Here is a 26,031-nt window from a genome sequence, read left to right as displayed (position 1 = left end):
TTGCCCCGCGATCGCGATATCACAGGCTTGGCAGGACGCCAGCCGGCAGCAGGCCGGTCAAGGTGCCTTGGGCCAGCAGTGCGGCGGCGGCCTCGATATCCGGCGAGAAGAAGCGGTCGCGGTCATAGTGCGGCACTTCACGGCGCAGGGCATGACGCGCCTGTTCCAGCTTGGCGGAGGTCTTCAGCCCTTTGCGCAGGTCCAGGCCCTGGCAGGCGCCCAGCCACTCGATGGCCAGCACGCCACGGGTGTTCTCGGCCATTTCCCACAGGCGCTTGCCGGCAGCCGGGGCCATCGACACGTGGTCTTCCTGGTTGGCCGAGGTTGGCAGGCTGTCGACGCTGTGCGGGTGCGACAGCGCCTTGTTCTCGCTGGCCAGCGCGGCAGCGGTGACCTGGGCGATCATGAAGCCGGAGTTGACCCCACCGTTCTCCACCAGGAACGGCGGCAGCTGGGACATGTGCTTGTCCATCATCAGCGAGATGCGGCGCTCGCTCAGCGAGCCGATCTCGGCGATGGCCAGGGCAATGTTGTCGGCGGCCATGGCCACGGGCTCGGCGTGGAAGTTGCCACCGGAAATCACATCGCCTTCGGCGGCGAACACCAGCGGGTTGTCCGACACGGCGTTGGCTTCGATGCCCAGCACTTCGGCGGCCTGGCGGATCTGGGTCAGGCAGGCGCCCATGACCTGTGGCTGGCAGCGCAGGGAGTACGGGTCCTGGACCTTGTCGCAGTTCTTGTGCGACAGCGACACTTCGCTGGAATCGCCCAGCAGGTCGCGGAAGCAGGCAGCGGTGTCGATCTGGCCACGCTGGCCACGCACTTCATGGATACGGGCGTCGAACGGCGAACGCGAGCCCAGTGCGGCTTCAACGCTCAGGCCACCGCAGGCGATGGCGGCGGCGTACAGGTCTTCGGCCTGGAACAGGCCGCGCAGGGCATAGGCGGTGGAGGCCTGGGTGCCGTTGAGCAGGGCCAGGCCCTCTTTCGCGGCCAGGGTCAGCGGCTCCAGGCCGGCAACGGCCAGGGCTTCGGTAGCAGGCAGCCACTGGCCTTTGTAGCGGGCCTTGCCTTCGCCCAGCAGCACCAGCGACATGTGTGCCAGCGGGGCCAGGTCGCCGGAGGCGCCGACCGAACCTTTGAGCGGGATGTGCGGGTAGACTTCGGCGTTGACCAGGCCGATCAGGGCGTCGATGACTTTGCGGCGGATGCCGGAGAAACCACGGCTGAGGCTGTTGATCTTCAGCACCATGATCAGGCGCACCAGGTCGTCGTCCAGCGGCGCGCCGATACCGGCGGCGTGGGACAGCACCAGCGAGCGCTGCAGGTTTTCCAGGTCATGGCTGGCGATGCGGGTCGAGGCCAGCAGGCCGAAACCGGTGTTGATGCCGTAGGCAGTGCGGTCTTCGGCAATGATCTGCTCGACGCAGGCGACGCTGGCGTCGATGGCCGGGGCGGCGCTGGCATCCAGTTGCAGGCGCACGGGCGCGGCATGGATGGCGCGCAGTTGGGCCAGGGTCAGGGTGCCAGGCTTGAGGGTCAGTTCGGTCACTTCGCTACTCCAATCGCTTGTGGCCGCGGGTCCTGTGTTCAGGGTGCCCGCGGGCCACTTCTTGTTGTTCAGTATCACCCTTGTGGGGTGCGATCCAAAGCGCGGCAATCAGCCGGTGATCATTGGCAGGTCGAGGCCCTGCTCCTTGGCGCAGTCGATGGCGATCTGGTAACCGGCATCGGCGTGGCGCATCACGCCGGTGCCCGGGTCGTTGGTCAGGACGCGGGCAATGCGCTCGGCCGCCTCGTCGGTACCGTCACACACGATGACCATGCCCGAGTGCTGGGAGAAGCCCATGCCCACGCCGCCGCCGTGGTGCAGCGAAACCCAGGTGGCTCCGCCCGCGGTGTTGAGCAGGGCGTTGAGCAGTGGCCAGTCGGAAACCGCGTCGGAGCCGTCGCGCATGGCTTCGGTTTCACGGTTGGGGCTGGATACCGAGCCCGAGTCCAGGTGGTCGCGGCCGATGACGACCGGCGCCGACAGCTCGCCGCTGCGGACCATTTCGTTGAAGGCCAGGCCCAGCTTGGCACGCAGGCCCAGGCCAACCCAGCAGATACGCGCCGGCAGGCCCTGGAAGCTGATGCGCTCGCGGGCCATGTCCAGCCAGCGGTGCAGGTGGGCGTCGTCCGGGATCAGTTCCTTGACCTTGGCGTCGGTCTTGTAGATGTCCTCGGCGTCACCGGACAGCGCAGCCCAGCGGAACGGGCCGACACCGCGGCAGAACAGCGGGCGGATGTAGGCCGGGACGAAGCCTGGGAAGTCGAAGGCGTTGGCCACGCCTTCTTCCTTGGCCATCTGGCGGATGTTGTTGCCGTAGTCGAAGGTCGGAATGCCCTGCTTCTGGAAGTCGAGCATGGCTTGCACGTGCACGGCCATGGACTGCTTGGCGGCCTTGACCACGCCAGCCGGGTCGGTCACCGCGCGGTCGCGGTACTGTTCCCAGGTCCAGCCAGCCGGCAGGTAGCCGTTGAGCGGGTCGTGGGCGCTGGTCTGGTCGGTGACCATGTCCGGGCGCACGCCACGCTTGACCAGCTCCGGCAGGATTTCGGCAGCGTTGCCGTGCAGGGCGATGGAGATGGCCTTGCCTTCGGCGGTGTACTTGGCGATGCGGGCCAGGGCGTCGTCGAGGTCGGTGGCCTGCTCATCGACGTAGCGGGTTTCCAGGCGGAAATCGATGCGGCTCTGCTGGCATTCGATGTTCAGCGAGCAGGCACCGGCCAGGGTGGCGGCCAGTGGCTGGGCACCGCCCATGCCGCCCAGGCCTGCGGTCAGTACCCACTTGCCTTTCAGGCTGCCGTTGTAGTGCTGGCGGCCGGCTTCGACGAAGGTTTCGTAGGTGCCCTGGACGATGCCCTGGCTGCCGATGTAGATCCAGCTGCCGGCGGTCATCTGGCCGTACATGGCCAGGCCCTTGGCATCCAGTTCGTTGAAGTGTTCCCAGTTGGCCCAGTGCGGCACCAGGTTGGAGTTGGCGATCAGCACGCGTGGGGCGTTGCTGTGGGTCTTGAACACGCCGACCGGCTTGCCCGACTGCACCAGCAGGGTTTCGTCATCTTCCAGGCGGGTCAGGGTCTCGACGATCTTGTCGTAGCACTCCCAGTTGCGCGCGGCACGGCCGATGCCGCCGTACACCACCAGTTCTTTCGGGTTTTCGGCAACCTGCGGGTCGAGGTTGTTCATCAGCATGCGCAGCGGCGCTTCGGTCAGCCAGCTCTTGGCGGTCAGCTTGTTGCCACGCGGGGCACGGATTTCAACGTCACGGTATTTGTTGTTGTCAGTCACGGGGATGTCCTCTGCGGTCATGCGACGGCATGTGTGTGTGTCGTGGTGCTATACAAACACATCTTTACTTGTATGTACAAGCATGGACAACCAAAAAATCCGGACCGTTCCTCCGAAATGCATCGCGGGGCAAGCCCGCTCACACGCCAACCAAAGTCAGGCGTGGGAGCGGGCTTGCCCCGCGATAGTGCAACAGCTGGTTTAACGCGGCATCAGCTCGATCAGGCAGAACCGCCCCTGCACATCCAGCGCCAGCAACCCTTGGTTGCCCTCCAGGCGCAAACAGTCATACCGGCCCAACTGCTGGGTCTCGTGCCCCGTCAGCCCGACTTCCACGTGATTGCTCGCGGCAAACAACAACACCGTCGAGGCCGAGCTGAACAGCCGGCTGGTGCCGTCGAACCACTGCAACCGTGCGTGATAGCGCTGCGGCGAATAGATCAGGTTGAAATCCCGGATCGCCCCACCCAACAGCTCGCAGCTGACCTGGCTCTCGCCGCTGAAGGCGAAGGCATCGAATGGCAGCAGCGGTCGGCTGGCCTGGCCATCGACCAGCAGGCGCATGCCATCGCCCTGCAACACGGTGATGATGCGCTGGTAACCGGTGAAGGTGGAAAATCCGCCGGACGCTTCGATGTCGGCGATCGACAGGCGCCAGCCGAAGCCGTCCAGGCCGTCGCCGGCGTCGCGGGTGATCTCTTCGGTGAAACCGCCACCGTTCTTCCAGGGCATGCGCGGGTAATCCTGCGCACGCAACAACTGCAACGCACTCATTTACTGAATCGTCCTTCCAGGCGATGACGGGAACCGGGGTGGATCAGGCGAGCGGCGGTGACCGGCTGGCGACCCGACCAGGTGCGGCGGCGGATCAACAGGCAGGGCTCGCCGCGCTCGATCTGCAGCAACTGGCACTCATCGGGCTCGGCCAGGATGGCCTCGACCACGTGCTCGCCTTCGGTGAGCGGTGCCACCTGCGACAGGTAGGCGTAGGGCGTCTGCCGGGTGAAGTCCTGCTTGAGGTAGTCCGGGGCGATGGCGGCGTTGACGTAGCGGTCCTCGATCTGCACCGGCACGCCGTTCTCGTAGTGCACGATCAGCGAGTGGAATACCCGCTGGCCTTCACGCATGTCCAAGGCCAGGGCACGCTCGGAGCCGGCGGCCTCTTCGGCCAGGGTGATCACCTGGCAGCTGTGCTGGTGGCCGCGACCGGCGATCTCGTCGGCGATGTTGTTGACCTCGAACAACGCCGAGCGGCTCTTCGGCTCGGCGACGAAGGTGCCGACGCCCTGCATGCGCACCAGCAGCCCTTCGGCGGTGAGCTCACGCAGGGCACGGTTGATGGTCATGCGGCTGAAACCCAGCTCGCTGACCAGCTCGCTCTCCGACGGCACCCGGTGATGCGGCGGCCAGCTGCCGTTTTCGATCTGCTGGGCGATCATCTGCTTGACCCGGGCATACAGCGGCGCCGGCCCTTCGCCCATCTGGGCAACCAGCGCGGAGACAGGAGGTGTCGGCACGGCGTGGAATCCTTGTACGGTTGGAGTGAACGGTAGCTTGCCGGAGTTTACCCGGCAGGCAAACGGCTGTATATGTATATACAAGTTAAACAATAACAGGATTTCACCGATGTCCGCCTATTTCGCCGAACGCGCCCTGCTACCCACGGGCTGGGCCCGTAATGTCCGCCTGGAGGTCGCCGCCGATGGCCGGCTGACGGCGGTCGAGGCCAACGCCAGCGCCGAGGGCGCCGAGCGCCTGGCCGGCCCGCTGTTACCGGGCATGCCCAACCTGCACTCGCACGCGTTCCAGCGGGCCATGGCGGGGCTGGCGGAAGTGGCTGGCAACCCCAACGACAGCTTCTGGACCTGGCGCGACCTGATGTACCGCCTGGTCGGGCGCATCACCCCGGAGCAGTTGCAGGTCATCGCCCGCCAGCTGTACATCGAGATGCTCAAGGCCGGCTACACCTCGGTGGCCGAATTCCACTATGTGCACCATGACCAGGACGGCCAGCGCTACGCCGACCCGGCCGAGCTGTCCCGGCGCATCAGCGCTGCAGCCGCCGCCAGCGGCATCGGCCTGACCCTGCTGCCGGTGCTTTACAGCCACTCGGGCTTCGGCGGGCAAGCGCCCAACGACGGGCAACGGCGCTTCATCAACTCTACCGAGCAATACCTGGCGCTGCAGCAGCAGCTCGCCCCGGTGCTGGCCGCGCAACCGGCGCAACAGCTGGGGCTGTGCTTCCACTCCCTGCGCGCGGTGACGCCCGGGCAGATCGCCGAGGTGCTCGGCGCCAGCGACAAACAGTGCCCGATCCACATCCATATTGCCGAGCAACAGAAGGAAGTCGACGACTGCCTGGCCTGGAGCGGCCTGCGCCCCCTGCAGTGGCTCTATGAGCACACCGAGGTCGATTCGCGCTGGTGCCTGGTGCATGCCACCCACGCCGAGCCCGACGAAGTCAGCGCCATGGCCCGCAGCGGCGCGATCGCCGGCCTGTGCCTGACCACCGAGGCGAATTTGGGCGATGGTATTTTCCCGGCAGTGGACTACCTGGCCCAGGGCGGGCGCATGGGGATCGGCTCGGACAGCCACGTGTCGTTGAGCGTGGTCGAGGAGCTGCGCTGGCTGGAATACGGCCAGCGCCTGCGCGACCAGCGCCGCAACCGCCTGTACCGCAACGATCAGCCGATGGTCGGGCGTACCTTGTACGACGCTGCGCTGGTGGGCGGCGCCCAGGCGCTGGGCCAGCCGATCGGTGAACTGGTCGTGGGCAAGCGTGCGGACTGGCTGGTGCTGGACGGGCAGGACCCGTACCTGGCCGTGGCGGACGGCGACGCCATCCTCAACCGCTGGCTGTTTGCAGGCGGCGATCGCCAGGTGCGCGATGTGATGGTCAACGGGCAGTGGGTGGTGCGCCAGGGGCGGCATGGGCAGGAAGCAGAGAGTGCGCTGGCGTTTGTCGAGGTGCTGCGCCAGTTGCTGGGCTAATTGAAGGGCCATTCGCGGGTGAACCCGCTCCCACAGGATTCGCACGAGCCTGTGGGAGCGGGTTCACCCGCGAAGCATGCAACGCGACCTCAATGCCGGGCGACGATTTCCTTGTCTGGCGTGCGCCAGATCAACCGGCGGGTGTCGTACCCCTGCTGGCGCGCCTTGGCCAACAGGTTCTCGCGCTCCCACGCCGGCAACGACGGCGTGCGCGACAAGATCCACAGGTACTTGCGGTCCGGGCTGCCGACGATGGCGGTGCGGTAACGCTCGTCGACGAACAGAATCCAGTAGTCACCCTTGGCCACACCCGGTACCAAGCGCGTGAACCAGTTGTCGAACTCCACCCACAGCTTGTCGGTATGCCCGGGCTGTTGCACGTTGGCATGGCCTTCGGCGCGCAGCCACTCGTCACCCAGGGTGCGGCAGCGGTTGAGCACGCCCACCGTGCCGTCGGGCTTGAGGTTGTAATGGGCCTCGGACTGGGCGCAGCCGTCCTGGTACTTCATCGGCAAGCGCGCCAGTTCGAACCATTTACCCTGATAACGCTTGAGGTCCACCGCACCTGCGGTCTTCGGTGCCAGCGGGTCGGTGGCGGATGTGGCGCAGCCACCCAGCAGCATCACCAGGCACACACTCAACAGCAGGTGCAGACGCCTCATTTGAGACCCTGCCCGGAATACATCAGCACTTTGTCCGCCGCGTACTGCACGCTGATGAAGCTCTTCTCGTCACCCCAGGTGCAGCTGCTCATGCCCAGCGCGCCGGAGCACTCGGTAGGCGTGCCGAGCATCTGCTCGACCTCGGCCTTGTTCATGCCGGCCTTGAGTTTGGAATAGTTTTCCTGGTTGATCTTGCTGCAGGCGGTCAGGACGACGCACAAGGACAACAGGGCGAGGGAACGCAACGACATGAAAGTGACACTCCTGGAGGTGGATACACAGGTTCTGAGAGGCCTGCTGGGAGCTTAGAAGGGAAAAAGGGCCCGCGGTTCCCTGCCGTCCGAGGTTTTCCTCCGGCACCGCCAGTCGGTATCTGCGCAAACGATTAATGTTTTTTCCGGCGCTGACGACACAGCTTCCGACGGTGTGGCTTTTCGTCGCACCTGCCCTCCTCCGTGCCCGTGCGCAGACTTTCTAAAAATGACCAAGAACCTCAAGTTCAGCCACAAGATCCTGCTGGCTGCCGCCCTGGTGGTGGCCGTTGCCTTCACCTGTTTCGTGCTGTTCAACGATTACCGACAACGCCAGTCCCTGCGCAGTGACACGGAGGCCACTCTGCAGGACCTGGGCAATCTCACCGCCGGTAACATCCGCAATTGGCTCGACAGCCGTATCCAGTTGCTCAACACCCTGGCCCAGCAAGTCGCCGTCGATGGCCCGGGCAAAGCCAGCCTGGACCGCAGCCTGGCGTTGCCGGTGTACGCCAGCAACTTCATGCTCAGCTACTTCGGCGGCCAGGACGGCAGCATGCAGTCGGTGCCGGTAGGCAGCCGCGCCGCCGATTACGACCCGCGCGTGCGCGGCTGGTACAAGGCGGCCACTGCCGCCGGCCAGACCATCGTCACCGAGCCGTATATCTCGGCCTCGGCCGGCAAGCTGGTAATCACCCTGGCCACCCCGGTGCAGCAGGCCAGCCGCCTGATCGGTGTGAGCGGCGTCGACACCGACCTGCAGACCATCAGCAACCTGATCAACACCCTCGACTTCGACGGCCGTGGCCACGCCTTCATCGTCAACGGCGAGGGCAAGATCCTCATCCACCCCAAGGGCGAACTGGCACTCAAGACGCTCGGCGACGTCTACCCGGCCAATACTCCGCGCATCGGCAGTGGCCTGAAAGAAGTCGAGGTCGATGGCCGCAAGCAGTTCATCAGCTTCACCCATGTCGACGGCGTGCCGTCGGCGGACTGGTACGTGGCGCTGGTACTCGACCAGGACGCGGCCTTCGCCATGCTCGGAGAATTGCGTACTTCGGCGGTAGTGGCGACCTTGATCGCGGTGATCGTGATCATCGCCCTGCTCGGCCTGCTGATCCGTGTACTGATGGAGCCGCTGCACGTGATGGGCCGCGCCATGCATGACATCGCCGAAGGCGAAGGCGACCTGACCCGGCGCCTGAAGATCCACGCCCAGGACGAATTCGGCAGCCTGGCGCAGTCGTTCAACCGTTTCGTCGAGCGCATTCACGAATCGATCCGCGAAGTGGCCTCGGCCACCGGCCAGGTCAACAGCGTGGCGGGCCAGGTGGTCAGCGCCTCCAACGCCTCGATCCACAATGCCGACCAGCAATCCAGCCGCACCAGCAGCGTGGCGGCGGCGATCAACCAGCTCGGCGCCGCCGCCCAGGAGATCGCCCAGAACGCCGCCCTGGCCTCGCAGCACTCCAGCGCCGCGCGCGGCCTGGCCGAAGAAGGCCAGCAGGTGGTCGGCGAGACCATCGAGGTGATGAACCAGCTGTCGGCGCGTATCAGCGATGCCAGCGGCAACATCGAGACGCTGAACAACCACACGGTGAACATCGGCCAGATCCTCGATGTGATCAGTGGCATCTCGCAGCAGACCAACCTGCTGGCGCTCAACGCCGCCATCGAAGCCGCCCGCGCGGGCGAGGCCGGCCGTGGCTTTGCCGTGGTGGCCGACGAGGTACGCAACCTGGCCCATCGCACCCAGGATTCGGCGCAGCAGGTGCAGCGCCTGATCGAGGAGCTGCAGGCCGGCGCGCAGATGGCCGTGAGCACCATGAACCAGAGCCAGCAGCACAGCGACCGCAGCGTCGGCATCGCCAACCAGGCCGGCGAACGCCTGGGCAGCGTCACCCAGCGCATTGGTGAGATCGACGGCATGAACCAGTCGGTGGCCACTGCCACCGAAGAGCAGACGGCCGTGGTCGAGTCGATCAATGTCGACATCACCGAGATCAATACGCTGAATCAGGAAGGGGTGCACAACCTGCAGAGCACCTTGCGTGCCTGCACCGACCTGGAGCACCAGGTGGAGCGGTTGAAGCATCTGGTGGGGAGCTTCAGGATCTGATTCGGTAACGTGGGAGCGGGCTTGCCCCGCGATTGCGATGTCAGACCCACCATCGCAATCGCGGGGCAAGCCCGCTCCCACAGTCACCGCTCGAAGCTAGAACCTGGACCCAGGCTCCAACAAGAAATCCATCTCCTCGCTGGTACTCGGCCGCTCCAGCACCAGGTTACGGTGCGGAAAGCGCCCGAACCGGGCAATCACCCGCTGATGCTGCTCGGCATAGTCGAGGAAGCCTTCGAACAACCGGCGGTTCGCCTCCGGCTGTTCATCCAGCAAGGTCTGGTAGCGCTCGACGCACAGGTTCTGCCAGTCCAGCACCTCGGCATGCTCCAGCACCAGCAGCACGAACACCCGCTGGATCGGCAGCAGCTGGTAGTCCCAGCCCTTCTGCAAACCCTGCATGGCCACCACCTGCGCCCGCCGGTCGCCCTCGAAGGCGCGCGGCGTGTCGCGGTGGATCATGCGCGGCAGCTGGTCCAGCAGGATCAGCAAGCCAAGCCAGCCCTGCGGGCTCTGCTGCCAATCCTCGAGCCCGCCCGCCAGGGCGTGCTCCATCAGGTCGCCGAACAGCGCCTGGGCTTCGGCATCGTGATGCTTGCCGAACCACAGCGTGCTCTTCTCGTCAGCCACGGCCTGGGGGCTGGTGCCCCAACCGAACCACCACTCCAGCAACGGCTGCCAAGGTGCGAGCATGGTTTACTCCTTGTGGTACGCGGTGACGCGCTCGACCTCTTCCTTCGAGCCGAGGATCACCGACACGCGCTGGTGCAGGCCCTCTGGCTTGATGTCGAGGATGCGCTGGTAACCGTCGGTGGAGACACCGCCGGCCTGTTCGATGATGAACGACATCGGGTTGGCTTCGTACATCAGGCGCAGCTTGCCCGGCTTGCTTGGGTCGCGGGCGTCGCGTGGGTACATGAACAGGCCGCCACGGGTCAGGATGCGGTGCACGTCGGCCACCATCGAGGCGATCCAGCGCATGTTGTAGTTCTTTTTCAGCGGGCCGGTCTCACCGGCCAGCAGCTCGCCCACGTAGCGCTGAATCGGGGCTTCCCAGTGGCGCTGGTTGGACATGTTGATGGCGAATTCGGCGGTGCTTTCCGGTACGCGGATGTTCTCGTGGGTCAGCACGAAGCTGCCCAGCTCGCGGTCCAGGGTGAAGCCCTTGACGCCATTGCCCAGGGTCAGGATCAGCATGGTCTGCGGGCCATAGATGGCATAACCGGCGGCGACCTGCTCGGTGCCTGGCTGCAGGAAGGCGTTTTCGTTGAGGCTTTCGTTCTGGCTCAGGTACTGGTTAGGGCAACGCAGGACCGAGAAGATGGTGCCGACCGAGACGTTGACGTCGATGTTCGACGAACCGTCCAGCGGGTCGAAGACCAGCAGGTAGGCGCCTTTGGGGTACTTGCCCGGGATCTGGTAGGCGTTGTCCATCTCTTCGGAGGCCATGCCGGCCAGGTGGCCGCCCCACTCGTTGGCTTCGAGCAGGATGTCGTTGGAGATGACGTCGAGCTTCTTCTGCACTTCGCCCTGGACGTTTTCGGTGCCCATGCTGCCCAGGACGCCACCCAGCGCGCCTTTGGAGACGTGATGGCTGATTTCCTTGCACGCACGCGCCACCACTTCGATCAGGAAGCGCAGATCGGCAGGGGTGTTGTTGCTGCGGGTCTGCTCAATCAGATAGCGACTCAGGGTAACGCGGGACATGTATGGCTCCGAAAAGGAAAGGGGGAGAAAAACCCCCGCAGTTTACAGGGAGAGTTGCGGGCTAGCGAGCAAAGAGACTCGCTGGGCGACGTTGAGTTCAGCGCGCCGAGGGCCAGCTGTCGGCCAGAAGCGCATCGCGGGGCAAGCCCGCTCCCACGTGCTACCAGCATGGGAGCGGGCTTGCCCCGCGATGGGGGCGGCTCAATCCAGCGCTTTCCAGATCTCGCTGGCATATTCCCGAATGGTCCGGTCCGACGAGAACCACCCCATCCGCGCGGTATTGAGCACCGCCATGCGCCACCACTGCTGGGGCGTATGCCACAGCTCCTCGACCCGCCGCTGGGCATCCCAGTAGGCGTCGAAGTCGGCACACACCAGGAAGCGGTCATAGGCGATCAGGCCATCCACCAGCCCGGTATAACGCGATGGATCATCCGGCGAGAAAACCCCACTGCGGATCGCCTGCAACACGTCACCCAAGCGGTGCGACGCGGTAATCGCCGCGCTGGCGCCAAAGTCGCCACTGCGTTTGCGCGCCTCCACCTGCTGCGCGGTCAGGCCGAAGATGAACATGTTCTCGGCCCCGACCTGCTCGCACATCTCGACGTTGGCGCCGTCCAGGGTGCCGATGGTCAGCGCGCCGTTGAGCCCGAACTTCATGTTGCTGGTGCCGGAGGCTTCGTAACCGGCCGTGGAGATCTGCTCGGACAGGTCGGCCGCCGGGATGATGCTCTCGGCCAGGCTGACGTTGTAGTTGGGCAGGAACACCACCTTGAGCAGGCCGCGCACGGTCGGGTCGTTGTTGACCACCCGGGCGATGTCGTTGGCCAGCTTGATGATCAGTTTGGCCTGGTGATAGCTGGCCGCCGCCTTGCCGGCGAAGATCTTCACCCGCGGCACCCAGTCGGTGCCGGGGTCGTGGCGCATGGCCTGGTACAGGGCCACGGTGTGCAGCAGGTTGAGCAACTGGCGCTTGTACTCGTGGATGCGCTTGACCTGCACGTCGAACAGCGCCTCGGGGTTGACCGTCACCCCCAGGCGGTCCTGGATGATGGCAGCCAGGGCACGCTTGCTGTGCAGACGCTGGGCCGCGAACTGCCTGCAGAAGTCGGCCTTGTCGGCAAAGGGCACCAGGGCCTTGAGCTTGCCTTCCGGGTCGTCCAGCACCTCCGGGCCCAGTGCCTCGGTGAGCATCGCCGTGAGCGGCGGGTTGGCCTGGTAAAGCCAGCGGCGGAAGGTGATGCCGTTGGTCTTGTTGTTGATCCGCTGCGGATAGAGCTTGTGCAGCTCGGCGAATACCGTGCTCTTCATCAGCTTGCTGTGCAGCGCCGACACGCCGTTGACGCTGTGCGACCCGAGGAACGCCAGGTTGCCCATGCGCACACGGCGACCGTTGTCTTCTTCGATCAGCGACACCGCGCGCAGCACGTCGAAGTCGTGCAGGCCTTTGGCCCGCAGAGAGTCGATATGGTAGGCGTTGATCAGATAGATGATCTGCATGTGCCGCGGCAGCATGCGCTCCATCAACGCCACCGGCCAGGTTTCCAGGGCCTCGGGAAGCAGCGTGTGGTTGGTGTAGGCCAAGGTACCGACGGTCACCTGCCAGGCGGTGTCCCAGGGGATTTCGTGCTGGTCGACCAACAGCCGCATCAACTCGGCCACGGCGATCGACGGGTGGGTGTCGTTGAGCTGGATCGCAGCAGCATCCGGCAGGTTGAGCAGGTTGTCATGCATGTTCAGGTGGCGGCGCAGCAGGTCCTGCAGCGAGGCGGAGACGAAGAAGTACTCCTGGCGCAGGCGCAGTTCCTGGCCGGCCTCGGTGCTGTCGGCCGGGTACAGCACCCGCGAAATGCTCTCGGCCCGGGCCACCTCGGCCACCGCACCCAGGTGATCGCCGGCGTTGAAGCGCTCCAGGTGCAGCTCTTCCAGCGCCCGGGCGCGCCACAGGCGCAAGGTGTTGACGCTGGAGCCACGCCAGCCGACCACCGGAGTGTCGTAGGCCACGGCCCGTACCGTTTCGCCCGGCCACCAGACCTGGCGCTGCTTGCCAGTGCCTTCCTGCACGGTTTCGACACTGCCGCCAAAGCTGATCGGGTAGATCACCTCGGCACGCTCGAACTCCCAGGGGTTGCCGAAGTCCAGCCAGTTCTCGGTCTGCTCCTGCTGCCAGCCATCGACCAGCGCCTGGCGGAACAGCCCATGCTCGTAGCGGATGCCATAGCCATGGGCGGCAATGCCCAGGGTCGACATGCTCTCCATGAAGCACGCCGCCAGGCGCCCGAGGCCGCCGTTACCCAGCGCCGCATCCGGCTCGAGCAGGCGAATGCGCTCAAGGTCCACGTCCAGGCCCTGCAGCGCCTCGCGGGCGATTTCCAGGTAGCCCAGGTTGCTCAGACTGTCGTACAGCAGCCGGCCGATGAGGAATTCGAGGGAAAGGTAATACACCCGCTTCTGGCTACGCCGGTAGGCCCGTCGGGTGTGGTCCATCCAGTGGTCGACCATGTGGTCGCGGGCCGCCAGGGCGATGGCCTCGAACCAGTCGTGGTCGAACGCGTGTTCCGGGTCCTTGCCGACCGCGTAGGTCAGCTTGGCCAGCACGGCGGCGCGAAAATCCGCCACCTCCTCGTGATGAGCTTTGGCCTCACGGGCCTTGTTTTCCTGGGACATGCGGCATCCTCGGGCAAGTAGGCTAAAGCGCAGGGAAAGTGTTCAGCCTAGACGGTCTGACACAGAGCGACAGCAAGGGTTCGTGGATTTCATGCGCCAGGCGGGAATCGGGCAAAAGGTTGTTCACAAATTGAACAACTCCGGTATGATCGCGCGCCCCAAGACCGTGATTCGCCCCCATAACGATGAAAACGACCCTGATCGCCGCCGCCGAAGTCGACCGCCTGGAGACTTGGCAGCGCTATGCCAGCCACATGTGCGGTGGCTGCCACTCGACCTGTTGCACCTTGCCGGTGGAGGTGAAGATCAAGGATCTGATCCGTATCGGCGTGGTGGACGAGTTCGAAAAAGACGAACCGCCGAAGAACGTGGCCAAGCGCCTGCAAAAGGAAGGCATCATCGAGCGCTTCAACCAGAAGTCGGGGATCTTCACCCTGACCCGGATGAGCAACGATGACTGCATGTACCTGGACCGCAAGAGCCGGCTGTGCACCATCTACGACAAGCGCCCGGACACCTGCCGCAACCACCCCAAGATCGGGCCGCGGCCGGGGTATTGTGCGTACAAGCCGAAGGTGGTTGGGCGCTGATCATCAGCCAGTGCCGGCCTCTTCGCGGCTAAAGCCGCTCCCACAGGTACCGTGCAGACCCTGAGTCCAGTAGAGATCCTGTGGGAGCGGGTTTACCCGCGAAGAGACCAACAAATCCAGCACAAATCCTGGATGCAAAAAAAACGCCCCCGGCCTTTCGACCGGGGGCGTTTTCATTGCGCCTGAGCTAACTCAGTTCTTGGCTTTCTTGGCAGCGCGGGTACGCTCGCCTTCGTCCAGGATCTTCTTGCGCAGACGGATCGACTTCGGCGTGACTTCGCACAGCTCGTCGTCCTGGATGAACTCCAGGGCCTGTTCCAGGGTGTGGCGAACTGGCGGCACCAGGGCGATGACTTCGTCTTTGCCCGAAGCACGCATGTTGTCGAGCTTCTTGCCTTTGGTCGGGTTCACGCCCAGGTCGTTGTCGCGGCTGTTCAGGCCGATGATCTGACCGTTGTAGATCTCCTGGCCGTGCTCGACGAACAGCTTGCCGCGCGCCTGCAGGGTTTCCAGCGAGTAGGTCAGTGCCTTTCCGGTCTCGACCGAAACCAGTACACCGTTCAGGCGGCCGGACATCTGGCCCGACTTCATGGTGTCGTAGCGATCGAAGATCGAGGTCAGGATGCCTGCACCGTTGGTCAGGGTCAGGAACTGGTTACGGAAACCGATCAGACCACGGGCTGGAATGTTGTATTCCAGACGAACACGGCCCTTGCCATCCGGCACCATGTTGGTCAGGTCGCCTTTACGCAGACCCATCTCTTCCATGACCTTGCCCTGGGCTTCTTCAGGGATGTCGATGGTGACGTTCTCGAACGGCTCCTGCTTGACGCCGTCGACTTCGCGGATGATCACTTCAGGACGGCCTACGGCCATCTCGAAGCCTTCACGACGCATGGTTTCGATCAGTACCGACAGGTGCAGCTCACCACGGCCCGAGACCTTGAACTTGTCTGGGGAGTCGGTTTCCTGAACGCGCAGGGCAACGTTGTACAGCAGCTCTTTGTCCAGACGGTCCTTGATGTTACGGCTGGTGACGAACTTGCCTTCTTTACCGCAGAACGGCGAATCGTTGACCTGGAAGGTCATGGAAACGGTCGGCTCGTCGACGGTCAGCGGCTTCATCGCTTCTACCGCGTCCGGGGCGCACAGGGTGTCGGAGATGAACAGCTCGTCGAAACCGCTGATGCAGACGATGTCGCCAGCCTGGGCTTCTTCGACGTCGACGCGGTGCAGGCCGTGGTGGCCCATCAGCTTCAGGATACGGCCGTTACGCTTCTTGCCGTTGGTGTCGATGGCGACAACCGGGGTGTTCGGCTTGACGCGACCACGGGCGATACGGCCAACACCGATAACGCCGAGGAAGCTGTTGTAGTCCAGAGCCGAGATCTGCATCTGGAACGAACCGTCACGGTCAACGTCCGGCGCCGGTACGTTGTCGACGATCGACTGGTACAGGGCGGTCATGTCTTCGCCCATGGCGGTGTGGTCCAGACCGGCGATGCCGTTCAGGGCCGAGGCGTAGACGACTTTGAAGTCCAGCTGTTCGTCGGTGGCACCGAGGTTGTCGAACAGGTCGAAGATCTGGTCCAGAACCCAGTCAGGACGCGCGCCCGGACGGTCGACCTTGTTGATCACGACGATTGGCTTCAGGCCGGCTTCGAAGGCCTTCTTGGTCACGAAGCGGGTTTGCGGCATAGGGCCGTCCTGGGCGTCGACCAGCAGCAGCACGGAGTCGACCATCGACATTACACGCTCAACCTCGCCACCGAAGTCGGCGTGGCCGGGGGTGTCGACGATGTTGATGTGGTAGCCGTTCCAGTTGATGGCGGTGTTCTTCGCCAGAATGGTAATGCCGCGCTCTTTTTCCTGGTCGTTGGAGTCCATGACGCGCTCGTCGTTGAGCTCGTTACGCTCCAGGGTGCCGGACTGACGCAGGAGTTTGTCGACCAGGGTGGTTTTACCATGGTCAACGTGGGCGATGATGGCGATGTTACGCAGATTTTCGATCACAACTGTATCTCGATCAGAGGATTCGGTTGCCGCCAGTGTAGGCGGCGAATATGTACGGTTTGAGGCTCAGCGGGCCCGGTGGTCGGGAGGGCGATGGCGGATACTGCCGCCATACAGCCCTGGGGTCTTATGTCGGACGATAAACACGCACATTGGCATGTCCCTCACTGAGCAGGTGGTGTGCGTGCAAACGGCTCATCACACCTTTGTCGCAATACAGCAGGTACTGGCGCGTGGGGTCCAGGTGCTTGAACTTGCTGTTGATCGCGTAGAACGGCATGGCCTGGACTTCGATACCGTCCAGTGCCAGAGGTTCGTCTTCCTGGGCGTCGGGGTGACGGATGTCGATGATGATCTGGCCCGGCAGCGCCTCGGCCACTTCCTCGATCTCGATGTCCTTGCCCAACTCGTCGATGACGTGGTCGATGGAGATGAACTTGGCGCGCTCCAGGGCACGCTCCAGCACCGCCATGTCGAACTGCTTCTCTTCGTGCTCCATGCGGTGACGCTTGGCATGGGTGGTCGGGTTCACCGAAATCACGCCGCAGTACTCGGGCATGTGCTTGGCGAAGTCGGCGGTGCCGATTTCGGTGGCCTGGTCGATGATGTCCTGCTTGTGGCTGGCCAGCAGCGGGCGCAGCACCAGCTTGTCGGTGGCCGAGTCGATGATCGACAGGTTCGGCAGGGTCTGGCTGGACACCTGTGAAATAGCCTCGCCAGTGACCAGCGCGTCGATCTGCAGCCGGTCGGCCATGTGCGCGGCGCCGCGCAGCATCATGCGCTTGAGGGTCACGCCCATGTAGCTGTTGTCGACCTTGTTGAGGATCTCGCCGACCACTTCCTCGAACGGCACGCTGATGAACAGCACGCGCTGGCTGCTGCCGTACTTCTTCCACAGGAAGTGCGCCACTTCCATCACGCCCAGCTCGTGGGCGCGCCCGCCGAGGTTGAAGAAGCAGAAGTGCGTCATCAGGCCGCGGCGCATCATCTGGTAAGCGGCCACAGTGGAGTCGAAGCCACCGGACATCAGCACCAGGGTCTGCTCCAGGGCGCCCAGCGGGTAGCCGCCGATGCCGTTGTGCTGGTTGTGGATCACATACAGGCGCTGGTCGCGGATCTCGATGCGCACCAGCACTTCGGGTTTCTTCAGCTCGATGCCGGCCGCGCCGCATTGCTGGCGCAGCTGGCTGCCGACGTAGCGGTCGACGTCCATCGAGGTGAAGTCGTGGTGGCCGCCGCGCTTGCAGCGCACGGCGAAATACTTGCCGGCCAGCAGGTGACCGAAGTGCTGCTTGCACTTCTCGACGATGTCGTCGAAGTCGCCCAGCGGGTACTCCTGCACCTGCAGGAAATGGGTGATGCCCGGGGTGCAGCGCAGGCGCTCGATCATTTCGCGCTGGATCTTTTCGTCCTCGATGCGGGTGACCACCTCGAGATTGTCCCAGACACCATCGACCGCGAGCTCAGGATCGAGGTCCTTGAGCACGTTGCGGATGTTCTTGCTGAGCTGACGGATGAAGCGCTTGCGCACCGGTCGGCTCTTGATGGTGATCTCTGGGAAGACTTTGACGATAAGTTTCATTGGTTTAACAGCGCGCGCAGGGCCTGCCGAAAATGAGGGGCGCGAATTATATCGGAAATTGCTCAGGTTTTGACCAACTTTTGTACAGGAGGTGCATTTTTTGTTGCCTGGGCAGTCGCCATCGCGGGGCAAGCCCGCTCCCACGTTCGCACCCGTGGGAGCGGGCTTGCCCCGCAATAAAGCCATAGAAAGCACCAAAACGGTGCGCGACACTAAAAACACGAACCAAAAGGGCGCACTTTTCCGCCGCACTCACCCGCCCAATGCCCGCAAACGCCGCCTTTTATCCCGCCCTCGCCATTTCCGGGCACTGGCATGCAATTTGCTCTCTTGTGAGGCAGGTACGCTTGGCCGACTATCCGCGCCTGGCAACACCCTTTTTCCAGAGCAGCGGCCCACCGCGCTCTAGACCATCCGGAGGACAACATGTCGAAGTCGGTTCAACTCATCAAAGATCATGACGTCAAGTGGATTGATCTGCGTTTCACGGACACCAAAGGTACTCAGCACCACGTGACCATGCCGGCGCGTGATGGCCTGGACGAAGACTTCTTCGAAACCGGCAAGATGTTCGACGGTTCCTCCATCGCTGGCTGGAAAGGCATCGAAGCCTCCGACATGATCCTGCTGCCGGACGACTCCACCGCCGTGCTGGATCCGTTCACCGAAGAGCCGACCCTGATCCTCACCTGCGACATCATCGACCCTGCCAGCATGCAGGGCTATGATCGCGACCCACGTGCCATCGCCCGTCGCGCCGAAGAGCACCTCAAGGCCACGCTGATCGGTGACACCGTGTTCGCCGGCCCAGAGCCTGAGTTCTTCATCTTCGACGAAGTGAAGTTCAAGTCCGACATCTCCGGCTCGATGTTCAAGATCTACTCCGAGCAAGGCTCGTGGATGTCCGACCAGGACGTGGAAGGCGGCAACAAAGGCCACCGTCCAGGCGTCAAAGGCGGCTACTTCCCGGTTCCGCCGTTCGACCACGACCACGAAATCCGTACCGCCATGTGCAACGCACTGGAAGAGATGGGTCAGACCGTCGAAGTTCACCACCACGAAGTGGCGACTGCCGGCCAGAACGAAATCGGCGTCAAGTTCAACACTCTGGTGAAGAAGGCCGACGAAGTTCAAGCGCTGAAGTACGTCGTGCACAACGTTGCCGACGCCTACGGCCGCACCGCTACCTTCATGCCTAAGCCACTGTACGGCGACAACGGCTCGGGCATGCACGTGCACATGTCGATCTGGAAAGACGGCAAGAACACCTTCGCTGGTGAAGGCTATGCCGGCCTGTCCGACACCGCCCTGTACTTCATCGGCGGCATCATCAAGCACGGTAAGGCCCTGAACGGCTTCACCAACCCGGCCACCAACTCCTACAAGCGTCTGGTACCTGGCTTCGAAGCCCCGGTAATGCTGGCCTACTCGGCTCGCAACCGCTCGGCCTCGATCCGTATCCCTTACGTTTCCAGCCCGAAAGCCCGCCGTATCGAAGCGCGCTTCCCGGACCCGGCGGCCAACCCGTACCTGTGCTTCGCCGCCCTGCTGATGGCCGGCCTGGACGGTATCCAGAACAAGATCCACCCAGGCGACGCCGCCGACAAGAACCTGTACGACCTGCCGCCTGAAGAGGCGAAAGAGATCCCACAGGTTTGCGGCAGCCTGAAAGAAGCCCTGGAAGAGCTGGACAAGGGCCGTGCGTTCCTGACCAAGGGCGGCGTGTTCTCCGACGACTTCATCGATGCCTACATCGAGCTGAAATCGGAAGAAGAGATCAAGGTCCGTACCTTCGTGCACCCGCTGGAATACGAGCTGTACTACAGCTGCTGATCTGATCGACGCCCCGCGTCGGTGACATCAGGACGGCCTCCCTAGGGAGGCCGTTTGCATTTCTGCATCGCCTTCATCTGGCAAACCCTGCAGCCACACCTGGCGACACTCGATTCAGGTTGTGCGCCCCACCCTTGCCCAGGTCCGCGCCAGCAGCCCGCTGTGCAAAACCTGACGAGCGCCCTATGCTCCATATTGGTGCATCTCCAGGCCTTACGCCCCAGCATGCACCCCACTTTGGGTCAAGTGAATCGATTAACCAAAGCTTTATGTCCTGAATTAGCGCGAATACAGGCTTTTATCCGCCATTTCCGCTTCTTTTCAGAGCCTTGGTTTGGTTCTTGCATTTTCATCGCATCCAGCACGTCATCCGTGCGCGCCCCAGCCCTGGCCGGGGCGCCAAAAGAGTGCCAACAGAGGTCAACGACGCCTTATGACCATCAGCGATGCACAGCACCGTCTGCTTCTGGACAACCTGACCACGGCCACGCTCCTGCTCAACGCCGAGCTGCGCCTTGAGTACATGAACCCGGCGGCGGAAATGCTCCTGGCCGTCAGTGGCCAGCGCAGCCATGGGCAGTTCATCAGCGAGCTGTTCACCGAATCGGCCGAGGCACTCAACTCGCTGCGCCAGGCAGTGGAGCAGGCGCATCCGTTCACCAAGCGCGAAGCCCAGCTGACCTCGCTGACCGGCCAGAGCATCACCGTCGACTACGCCGTCACGCCGATCCTGCACCAGGGCAATACCCTGCTGCTGCTCGAAGTGCACCCGCGTGACCGCCTGCTGCGCATCACCAAGGAAGAGGCCCAGCTGAGCAAGCAGGAAACCACCAAGATGCTGGTGCGCGGCCTGGCCCACGAAATCAAGAACCCGTTGGGCGGCATTCGCGGCGCAGCGCAGCTGCTGGCCCGCGAGTTGCCCAACGACGGCCTGCGCGACTACACCAACGTGATCATCGAAGAAGCCGACCGGCTGCGTAACCTGGTCGACCGCATGCTCGGTTCGAACAAACTGCCGTCGCTGTCGATGACCAACATCCACGAAGTACTGGAGCGCGTGTGCAGCCTGGTGGAGGCGGAAAGCCAGGGCGGCATCACCCTGGTGCGCGACTACGACCCGAGCCTGCCGGACGTGCTGATCGACCGCGAGCAGATGATCCAGGCCGTGCTCAACATCGTGCGCAATGCCATGCAGGCCATCGGCGGGCAGAACGAACTGCGCCTGGGCCGCATCACCCTGCGCAGCCGCGCCGTACGCCAGTTCACCATCGCCCATGTGCGCCATCGCCTGGTGGCCCGGGTCGAGATCGTCGACAACGGCCCGGGCATCCCCGCAGAGCTGCAGGACACCCTCTTCTACCCCATGGTCAGCGGCCGCCCGGACGGTACCGGGCTGGGCCTGGCCATTACCCAGAACATCATCAGCCAGCACCAGGGCCTGATCGAGTGTGAAAGCCACCCCGGCCACACCGCCTTCTCGATCTACCTGCCCCTGGAACAAGGAGCCACCGCCTCATGAGCCGAAGTGAAACCGTCTGGATCGTCGATGATGATCGCTCCATCCGCTGGGTCCTGGAGAAGGCCCTGCAACAGGAGGGCATGACCACCCAGAGCTTCGACAGCGCCGATGGCGTGATGGGCCGCCTGGCACGCCAGCAGCCTGACGTGATCATTTCCGATATCCGCATGCCCGGTGCCAGCGGCCTCGACCTGCTGGCCCAGATTCGCGACCAGCATCCGGGCCTGCCGGTCATCATCATGACCGCACACTCCGACCTGGACAGTGCCGTGGCCTCCTACCAGGGCGGCGCCTTCGAATACCTGCCCAAGCCGTTCGACGTCGACGAAGCGGTGTCGCTGGTCAAGCGTGCCAACCAGCACGCTCAGGAGCAGCAAGCGCTGGAGGTGCCCCAGGCACTGGCCCGCACCCCCGAGATCATCGGTGAAGCACCGGCGATGCAGGAGGTGTTCCGCGCCATCGGCCGCCTGAGCCACTCCAACATCACCGTGCTGATCAATGGCGAATCGGGTACCGGCAAAGAGCTGGTGGCCCATGCCCTGCACCGCCACAGCCCGCGCGCGGCTGCGCCGTTCATCGCCCTGAACATGGCGGCGATCCCCAAGGACCTCATGGAGTCCGAGCTGTTCGGCCATGAAAAAGGCGCGTTCACCGGCGCCGCCAACCTGCGCCGTGGCCGCTTCGAGCAGGCCGACGGCGGCACGCTGTTCCTCGACGAAATCGGCGACATGCCCGCCGACACCCAGACCCGCCTGCTGCGCGTGCTGGCCGACGGCGAGTTCTACCGGGTTGGCGGCCACGTGCCGGTGAAAGTCGATGTGCGCATCATCGCCGCGACCCACCAGAACCTGGAAACCCTGGTACAGGCTGGCAAGTTCCGCGAAGACCTGTTCCACCGCCTCAACGTGATCCGCATCCATATCCCGCGCCTGTCTGACCGGCGCGAAGACATCCCGACCCTGGCCCGCCACTTCCTCGGCCGCGCCGCCCAGGAGCTGGCGGTCGAGCCCAAGCTGCTCAAGCCGGAAACCGAAGAGTTCATCCGCAACCTGCCATGGCCTGGCAACGTCCGCCAGCTGGAGAACACCTGCCGCTGGATCACCGTGATGGCCTCCAGCCGCGAGGTGCTGATCGGCGACCTGCCGCCGGAGCTGCTCAACCTGCCGCAGGACGCAGCGCCAGTGACCAACTGGGAGCAGGCCCTGCGCCAGTGGGCCGACCAGGCCCTGGCCCGCGGCCAGTCGAGCCTGCTGGACAGCGCCGTGCCCAGCTTCGAGCGGATCATGATCGAGACCGCGCTCAAGCACACCGCCGGGCGGCGTCGTGATGCAGCGGTATTGCTGGGCTGGGGGCGTAATACCCTGACGCGCAAGATCAAGGAATTGGGGATGAAGGTCGATGGCGGGGATGATGATGAGGGTGACGAGCACTGATACTCGACGCTGAATCGCATCGCGGGGCAAGCCCGCTCCCACGCCTCCTCCTGGCAGGGATGGGCGTGGGAGCGGGCTTGCCCCGCGATAGCATTCAGCCTGACACATGCTGTGCTCATTGGTTTGGGCATACGTGGGTCTCTCGACCTACCGTGTTGTTTTCCTTATCGAGGATAACGACATGGACAGCCCCTCCTCCCACCGACTGCGTCGCGGTCGTTTTTCCGAGCCAGGCCGGGCCTGTCTGCTGACCAGCACCACCAAGGACCGGCTGCCCCTGTTCCTCGACTTCCAGGCGGCACGCTGCCTCCCGCCTCATTTCGCTCAGACAGAGGCCGAAGGCTCGGTCCTGAGCCTTGCATGGGTAATCATGCCCGATCACGTGCATTGGCTGATTCAACTCAAAGACGACACCCTTTGCACTGTCATGCGTCGCTTCAAGTCTCGCAGCCGTTGCTCGTTGTACAAGATGGGCAAGCTCAACGGGCAGCTATGGCAAGCCGGCTATCACGACCGCGCACTCAGACGCGAAGAGGACCTGCGAGGCTTTGCAAGGTATGTGGTCGCTAATCCCGTAAGAGCAGGACTGGTCAGCCGCGTTGGAGACTATGCGCACTGGGATGCGATCTGGGTTTAAGGGGAGATTGCAATCGCGGGGCAAGCCCGCTCCCACGACAAATCGCGTTCTTGTACGTGGTAGCGGGCTTGCCCCGCGATATGCACCGAACCTGTGCCCCTTGCACCTTGCGAAGGCACAAATCCCCTCGAAACCCGGCCAATTCGCCCTGAAGGCCAGTATTTCCGGGTATTTCAAAACTGGCACGCCCCCTGCAATAACCAATGCAACTCCAGTTTCGGGGGCCTCGGTACAGGCAGGCCGGGAAAGCCCCTCTTTTATTCGCAGCAGCAACACCGTTTCGGGGACCCTGGTACAGGCAGGCCGGGAAATCCCCCTTTTATTCGCCACGGCAACCCGCTTTGGGGACCTCGGTACAGGCAGGCCGGGACATCCCCTCTTTTATTCGTGCAGCCTCACCTGCACCTTCCAGCGCCCGTCGTCCTCTGCACCTGACCATTCCCCTTGCAGGGGGCGCGCGGCAATCAGCGTCAGCAGCAAGCCTTCCTTGCCCTTCTGCACCCGCCAGCCCACCGGTTTGCCCTGCAAGAACAACTGGCCGCGCTGGGCCTTGCCCTCGGCCTGGAACACCAGCGCCACGGTGCCTTCGACGTTCTCGCCATGCAGCTGGGGTTCTTCGTTGAACCACAGGTCCAGGCCATCCTGCACCACCTCGACCTGCTGCAGCACCCGCTCGTCCGGGGCGGTCAGGCGGCCGATCATCAGGCCCACCATCAACCCGACGATGGCCAGCGACAGGATCATCTTCGGCAACGCCTTCGAACGCATATCGGGTTCGGGGGTAGAATGCCCGTCATCTTCACGCTTGGAGCCGTGCATGTTTCACGTCATCCTTTTTCAACCTGAAATTCCGCCGAATACCGGCAACATCATCCGCCTGTGCGCCAACAGTGGCTGCGCCCTGCACCTGATCGAACCGATCAGCTTCGAACTGGACGACAAGCGCCTGCGCCGCGCCGGGCTGGATTACCACGAGTATGCCACGCTCAAGCGCCACGAAAGCCTGGCCGGATGCCTGGAAAGCCTGGGCAACCCGCGACTGTTCGCCTTCACTACCAAAGGCTCGCACCCGTTCCACGAAGTGGCCTACCAACCGGGCGATGCCTTCCTGTTCGGGCCCGAGAGCCGTGGTTTGCCGGCCGAGGTGTTGGATAGCCTGTCGGCGGAGCAGCGCCTGCGCCTGCCGATGCGTCCAGGGTGCCGTAGCTTGAACCTGTCCAATACCGTGGCGGTGACGGTGTATGAGGCGTGGCGGCAGAACGGCTTTGCCGGCAGCTGATGGATTGCCTGTTCTGGCCTATCGCGGGGCAAGCCCGCTCCCACACCTCCTCCTGACAGGGCAGGGCGTGGGAGCGGGCTTGCCCCGCGATAGGGCCGGTACTGCCAACACAAAAAAAGCGCCCCGAAAGGCGCTTTTTTCATGACCGCGGCAATTACTGCATGGTCGGCACTTCACCAGCTTCCTGCATGCGCTGCATTTCTTGCGCGTACAGGGCGTCGAAGTTGACCGGCGACAGCATCAGCGCCGGGAACGAACCACGGGTCACCAGGCTGTCCAGGGTCTCACGGGCGTACGGGAACAGGATGTTCGGGCAGAACGCGCCGAGGGTGTGGCTCATCGAGGCCGCGTCGAGGCCTGCGATCAGGAAGATACCGGCCTGCTGCACTTCGGCGATGAACGCCACTTCTTCACCATTCTTCACGGTGACCGACAGGGTCAGCACCACTTCGTGGAAGTCACCTTCCAGGGCTTTCTGGCGGGTGTTCAGGTCCAGCGAGACATTCGGCTCCCACTGCTGGCGGAAGATCTGCGGGCTCTTCGGAGCCTCGAACGACAGATCGCGCACGTAGATGCGCTGCAGGGAGAACTGTGGGCTGTTTTCTGCAGCCGCGCCGTTGGTCTGTTGGTCAGTCATGGCAGATCCTTATCCTAATGTTTTCGAATGCAGTGCAAAGTCAGGCCGCCAGCAGCGCGTCGAGCTTGCCCGCGCGCTCCAGGGCATAGAGGTCATCGCATCCACCGACGTGCGTACTGCCGATCCAGATCTGCGGTACCGAAGTACGGCCGGCCTTCTGGCTCATTTCGGCGCGCAGCTGCGGCTTGCCGTCGACCTTGATCTCTTCGAACGCCACGCCCTTGCTCTCGAGCAGGTACTTGGCGCGCATGCAGTAGGGGCAGTAGTCGCTGGAGTAGACGATGACGGGCTTCATATCACTTCACCAGGGGCAGGTTATCGGCTTTCCAGCTGGACACGCCACCGCTGAGCTTGGCCGCGGTGTAACCAGCCTTGAGCAGCTCGCGGCAGATGGTGCCGGACTGCTGGCCCATCGCGTCGACGACGATCAGGGTCTTCTCTTTATGTTTTTCCAGCTCGGTCATGCGGTTGACCAGCTTGTCCTGCGGAATGCTCACCGCACCGACGATGTGCCCGGCGGAATACTCCTTGGCAGGACGAATATCGATGACCAGCGCCTTGTCGGCGTTGACCAGCGCGGTCAGCTGGCCGTTGCTCAGGCTCTGGCCACCACGACGCACTTCGTTGATCAGCAGCAGGACCAGCAGAACGACGAAGATCGCCACCAGGATGAAGTGATCTGTCGCGAATTGAATCAGGTGAGCAACCATCGGGGGTGTTCCAGGCGATTGAAAATGGCGGCCAGTATACACAGCCCCCCATGACCACCAAAGC

The 26,031-nt window shown here is 63.6% G+C and carries 23 protein-coding genes and 1 pseudogene; 9 read left to right on the top strand and 15 right to left on the bottom strand.

Going from position 1 to position 26,031, the window contains the following annotated elements:
• Positions 1-19: 19 nt before the first annotated feature.
• From hutH to hutC, 4 genes are all read right to left on the bottom strand, one after another.
• A complete protein-coding gene (gene hutH / locus RTH46_RS11230) occupies positions 20-1,552 on the bottom strand; it encodes a histidine ammonia-lyase (protein ID WP_153788950.1) in 1,533 nt (510 codons plus the stop codon).
• A 108-nt stretch (positions 1,553-1,660) separates the two neighbouring features.
• Positions 1,661-3,355 (bottom strand): urocanate hydratase, encoded by a 1,695-nt coding sequence (gene hutU / locus RTH46_RS11225; protein WP_390965750.1) that lies wholly within the window; start codon positions 3,353-3,355, stop codon positions 1,661-1,663.
• A gap of 180 nt (positions 3,356-3,535) precedes the next feature.
• Entirely contained in the window at positions 3,536-4,108 is a 573-nt protein-coding gene (locus RTH46_RS11220; protein WP_316905707.1) for a HutD family protein, read from the bottom strand.
• Complete coding sequence (hutC, locus tag RTH46_RS11215; RefSeq protein WP_178125886.1) at positions 4,105-4,815, bottom strand: histidine utilization repressor; 711 nt, start codon at positions 4,813-4,815, stop codon at positions 4,105-4,107. The genes RTH46_RS11220 and hutC overlap by 4 nt, the downstream gene beginning before the upstream one ends.
• A 145-nt stretch (positions 4,816-4,960) precedes the next feature.
• Here hutC and RTH46_RS11210 point away from each other — a divergent pair, with 145 nt between their 5' ends.
• Positions 4,961-6,325, top strand: coding sequence for a formimidoylglutamate deiminase (locus RTH46_RS11210; protein WP_316905706.1), 1,365 nt, complete (start codon positions 4,961-4,963; stop codon positions 6,323-6,325).
• A gap of 89 nt (positions 6,326-6,414) precedes the next feature.
• Here the strand turns inward: RTH46_RS11210 and RTH46_RS11205 are convergent, their stop codons facing one another.
• Together RTH46_RS11205 and bamE are read right to left on the bottom strand one after the other, a co-directional pair.
• A complete protein-coding gene (locus tag RTH46_RS11205) occupies positions 6,415-6,987 on the bottom strand; it encodes a lipocalin family protein (protein WP_153788954.1) in 573 nt (190 codons plus the stop codon).
• Positions 6,984-7,238, bottom strand: a complete 255-nt coding sequence (gene bamE / locus RTH46_RS11200; protein WP_125465865.1) for an outer membrane protein assembly factor BamE — start codon at positions 7,236-7,238, stop codon at positions 6,984-6,986. The genes RTH46_RS11205 and bamE overlap by 4 nt, the downstream gene beginning before the upstream one ends.
• A 229-nt stretch (positions 7,239-7,467) precedes the next feature.
• On the opposite strand from bamE, the pseudogene RTH46_RS26270 reads away from it, so the two are divergent.
• Positions 7,468-8,505 (top strand): annotated as a pseudogene (locus RTH46_RS26270) (cache domain-containing protein); the annotation flags it as partial.
• 24 nt (positions 8,506-8,529) lie between these two features.
• Positions 8,530-9,360 (top strand): methyl-accepting chemotaxis protein, encoded by an 831-nt coding sequence (locus RTH46_RS26265; protein WP_390966082.1) that lies wholly within the window; start codon positions 8,530-8,532, stop codon positions 9,358-9,360.
• A 96-nt stretch (positions 9,361-9,456) separates the two neighbouring features.
• Here RTH46_RS26265 and RTH46_RS11190 read toward each other — a convergent pair whose 3' ends face one another.
• The 3 genes from RTH46_RS11190 to RTH46_RS11180 form a co-directional block, all read right to left on the bottom strand.
• Positions 9,457-10,053 (bottom strand): DUF924 family protein, encoded by a 597-nt coding sequence (locus RTH46_RS11190; RefSeq protein WP_153788956.1) that lies wholly within the window; start codon positions 10,051-10,053, stop codon positions 9,457-9,459.
• A gap of 3 nt (positions 10,054-10,056) precedes the next feature.
• A complete protein-coding gene (locus RTH46_RS11185; RefSeq protein ID WP_110996508.1) occupies positions 10,057-11,067 on the bottom strand; it encodes a class 1 fructose-bisphosphatase in 1,011 nt (336 codons plus the stop codon).
• Between the two features lie 201 nt (positions 11,068-11,268).
• Positions 11,269-13,734 carry a glycogen/starch/alpha-glucan phosphorylase gene (locus RTH46_RS11180; protein ID WP_153788957.1) on the bottom strand — a complete coding sequence of 822 codons (2,466 nt, stop codon included), beginning with the start codon at positions 13,732-13,734 and terminating at the stop codon, positions 11,269-11,271.
• A 185-nt stretch (positions 13,735-13,919) separates the two neighbouring features.
• On the opposite strand from RTH46_RS11180, the gene RTH46_RS11175 reads away from it, so the two are divergent.
• Complete coding sequence (locus RTH46_RS11175) at positions 13,920-14,324, top strand: YkgJ family cysteine cluster protein (RefSeq protein ID WP_153788958.1); 405 nt, start codon at positions 13,920-13,922, stop codon at positions 14,322-14,324.
• A gap of 192 nt (positions 14,325-14,516) precedes the next feature.
• Here RTH46_RS11175 and typA read toward each other — a convergent pair whose 3' ends face one another.
• Both typA and thiI read right to left on the bottom strand, forming a co-directional pair.
• Positions 14,517-16,337 carry a translational GTPase TypA gene (gene typA / locus RTH46_RS11170; RefSeq protein WP_110995311.1) on the bottom strand — a complete coding sequence of 607 codons (1,821 nt, stop codon included), beginning with the start codon at positions 16,335-16,337 and terminating at the stop codon, positions 14,517-14,519.
• 127 nt (positions 16,338-16,464) lie between these two features.
• Positions 16,465-17,919 carry a tRNA uracil 4-sulfurtransferase ThiI gene (thiI, locus tag RTH46_RS11165; RefSeq protein ID WP_316905704.1) on the bottom strand — a complete coding sequence of 485 codons (1,455 nt, stop codon included), beginning with the start codon at positions 17,917-17,919 and terminating at the stop codon, positions 16,465-16,467.
• 426 nt (positions 17,920-18,345) lie between these two features.
• Here thiI and glnA point away from each other — a divergent pair, with 426 nt between their 5' ends.
• The 4 genes from glnA (at position 18,346) to RTH46_RS11145 (ending at position 23,341) form a co-directional block, all read left to right on the top strand.
• A complete protein-coding gene (gene glnA / locus RTH46_RS11160) occupies positions 18,346-19,752 on the top strand; it encodes a type I glutamate--ammonia ligase (protein ID WP_110995313.1) in 1,407 nt (468 codons plus the stop codon).
• A 433-nt stretch (positions 19,753-20,185) separates the two neighbouring features.
• On the top strand, positions 20,186-21,271 hold the full coding sequence (glnL, locus tag RTH46_RS11155; protein ID WP_153788960.1) for a nitrogen regulation protein NR(II): 1,086 nt from the start codon (positions 20,186-20,188) through the stop codon (positions 21,269-21,271).
• Positions 21,268-22,704, top strand: coding sequence for a nitrogen regulation protein NR(I) (gene ntrC, locus RTH46_RS11150; RefSeq protein ID WP_153788961.1), 1,437 nt, complete (start codon positions 21,268-21,270; stop codon positions 22,702-22,704). The genes glnL and ntrC overlap by 4 nt, the downstream gene beginning before the upstream one ends.
• 181 nt (positions 22,705-22,885) lie before the next feature.
• On the top strand, positions 22,886-23,341 hold the full coding sequence (locus tag RTH46_RS11145; protein ID WP_316905703.1) for an REP-associated tyrosine transposase: 456 nt from the start codon (positions 22,886-22,888) through the stop codon (positions 23,339-23,341).
• A 381-nt stretch (positions 23,342-23,722) separates the two neighbouring features.
• Here RTH46_RS11145 and RTH46_RS11140 read toward each other — a convergent pair whose 3' ends face one another.
• On the bottom strand, positions 23,723-24,160 hold the full coding sequence (locus RTH46_RS11140) for a hypothetical protein (RefSeq protein ID WP_153788963.1): 438 nt from the start codon (positions 24,158-24,160) through the stop codon (positions 23,723-23,725).
• Here RTH46_RS11140 and trmL point away from each other — a divergent pair.
• A complete protein-coding gene (gene trmL, locus RTH46_RS11135) occupies positions 24,159-24,620 on the top strand; it encodes a tRNA (uridine(34)/cytosine(34)/5-carboxymethylaminomethyluridine(34)-2'-O)-methyltransferase TrmL (RefSeq protein ID WP_316905702.1) in 462 nt (153 codons plus the stop codon). The genes RTH46_RS11140 and trmL overlap by 2 nt on opposite strands.
• A gap of 154 nt (positions 24,621-24,774) precedes the next feature.
• Here trmL and secB read toward each other — a convergent pair whose 3' ends face one another.
• From secB to RTH46_RS11120, 3 genes are read right to left on the bottom strand one after another with little or no spacing between them, the layout of a single operon-like run.
• Positions 24,775-25,257, bottom strand: a complete 483-nt coding sequence (secB, locus tag RTH46_RS11130) for a protein-export chaperone SecB (protein ID WP_279848466.1) — start codon at positions 25,255-25,257, stop codon at positions 24,775-24,777.
• Positions 25,258-25,297: 40 nt separating this feature from the next.
• Positions 25,298-25,552, bottom strand: a complete 255-nt coding sequence (gene grxC, locus RTH46_RS11125; protein ID WP_110995319.1) for a glutaredoxin 3 — start codon at positions 25,550-25,552, stop codon at positions 25,298-25,300.
• 1 nt (position 25,553) lies between these two features.
• The gene (locus tag RTH46_RS11120; protein WP_153788965.1) at positions 25,554-25,967 is read right to left on the bottom strand and encodes a rhodanese-like domain-containing protein; all 414 of its coding nucleotides are present in this window, start codon (positions 25,965-25,967) and stop codon (positions 25,554-25,556) included.
• Positions 25,968-26,031: the final 64 nt, after the last annotated feature.

It is taken from the genome of Pseudomonas sp. zfem004, assembly GCF_032621715.1.
GTDB lineage: Bacteria > Pseudomonadota > Gammaproteobacteria > Pseudomonadales > Pseudomonadaceae > Aquipseudomonas > Aquipseudomonas sichuanensis.
This window is presented reverse-complemented; position numbering and strand designations above follow the sequence as displayed.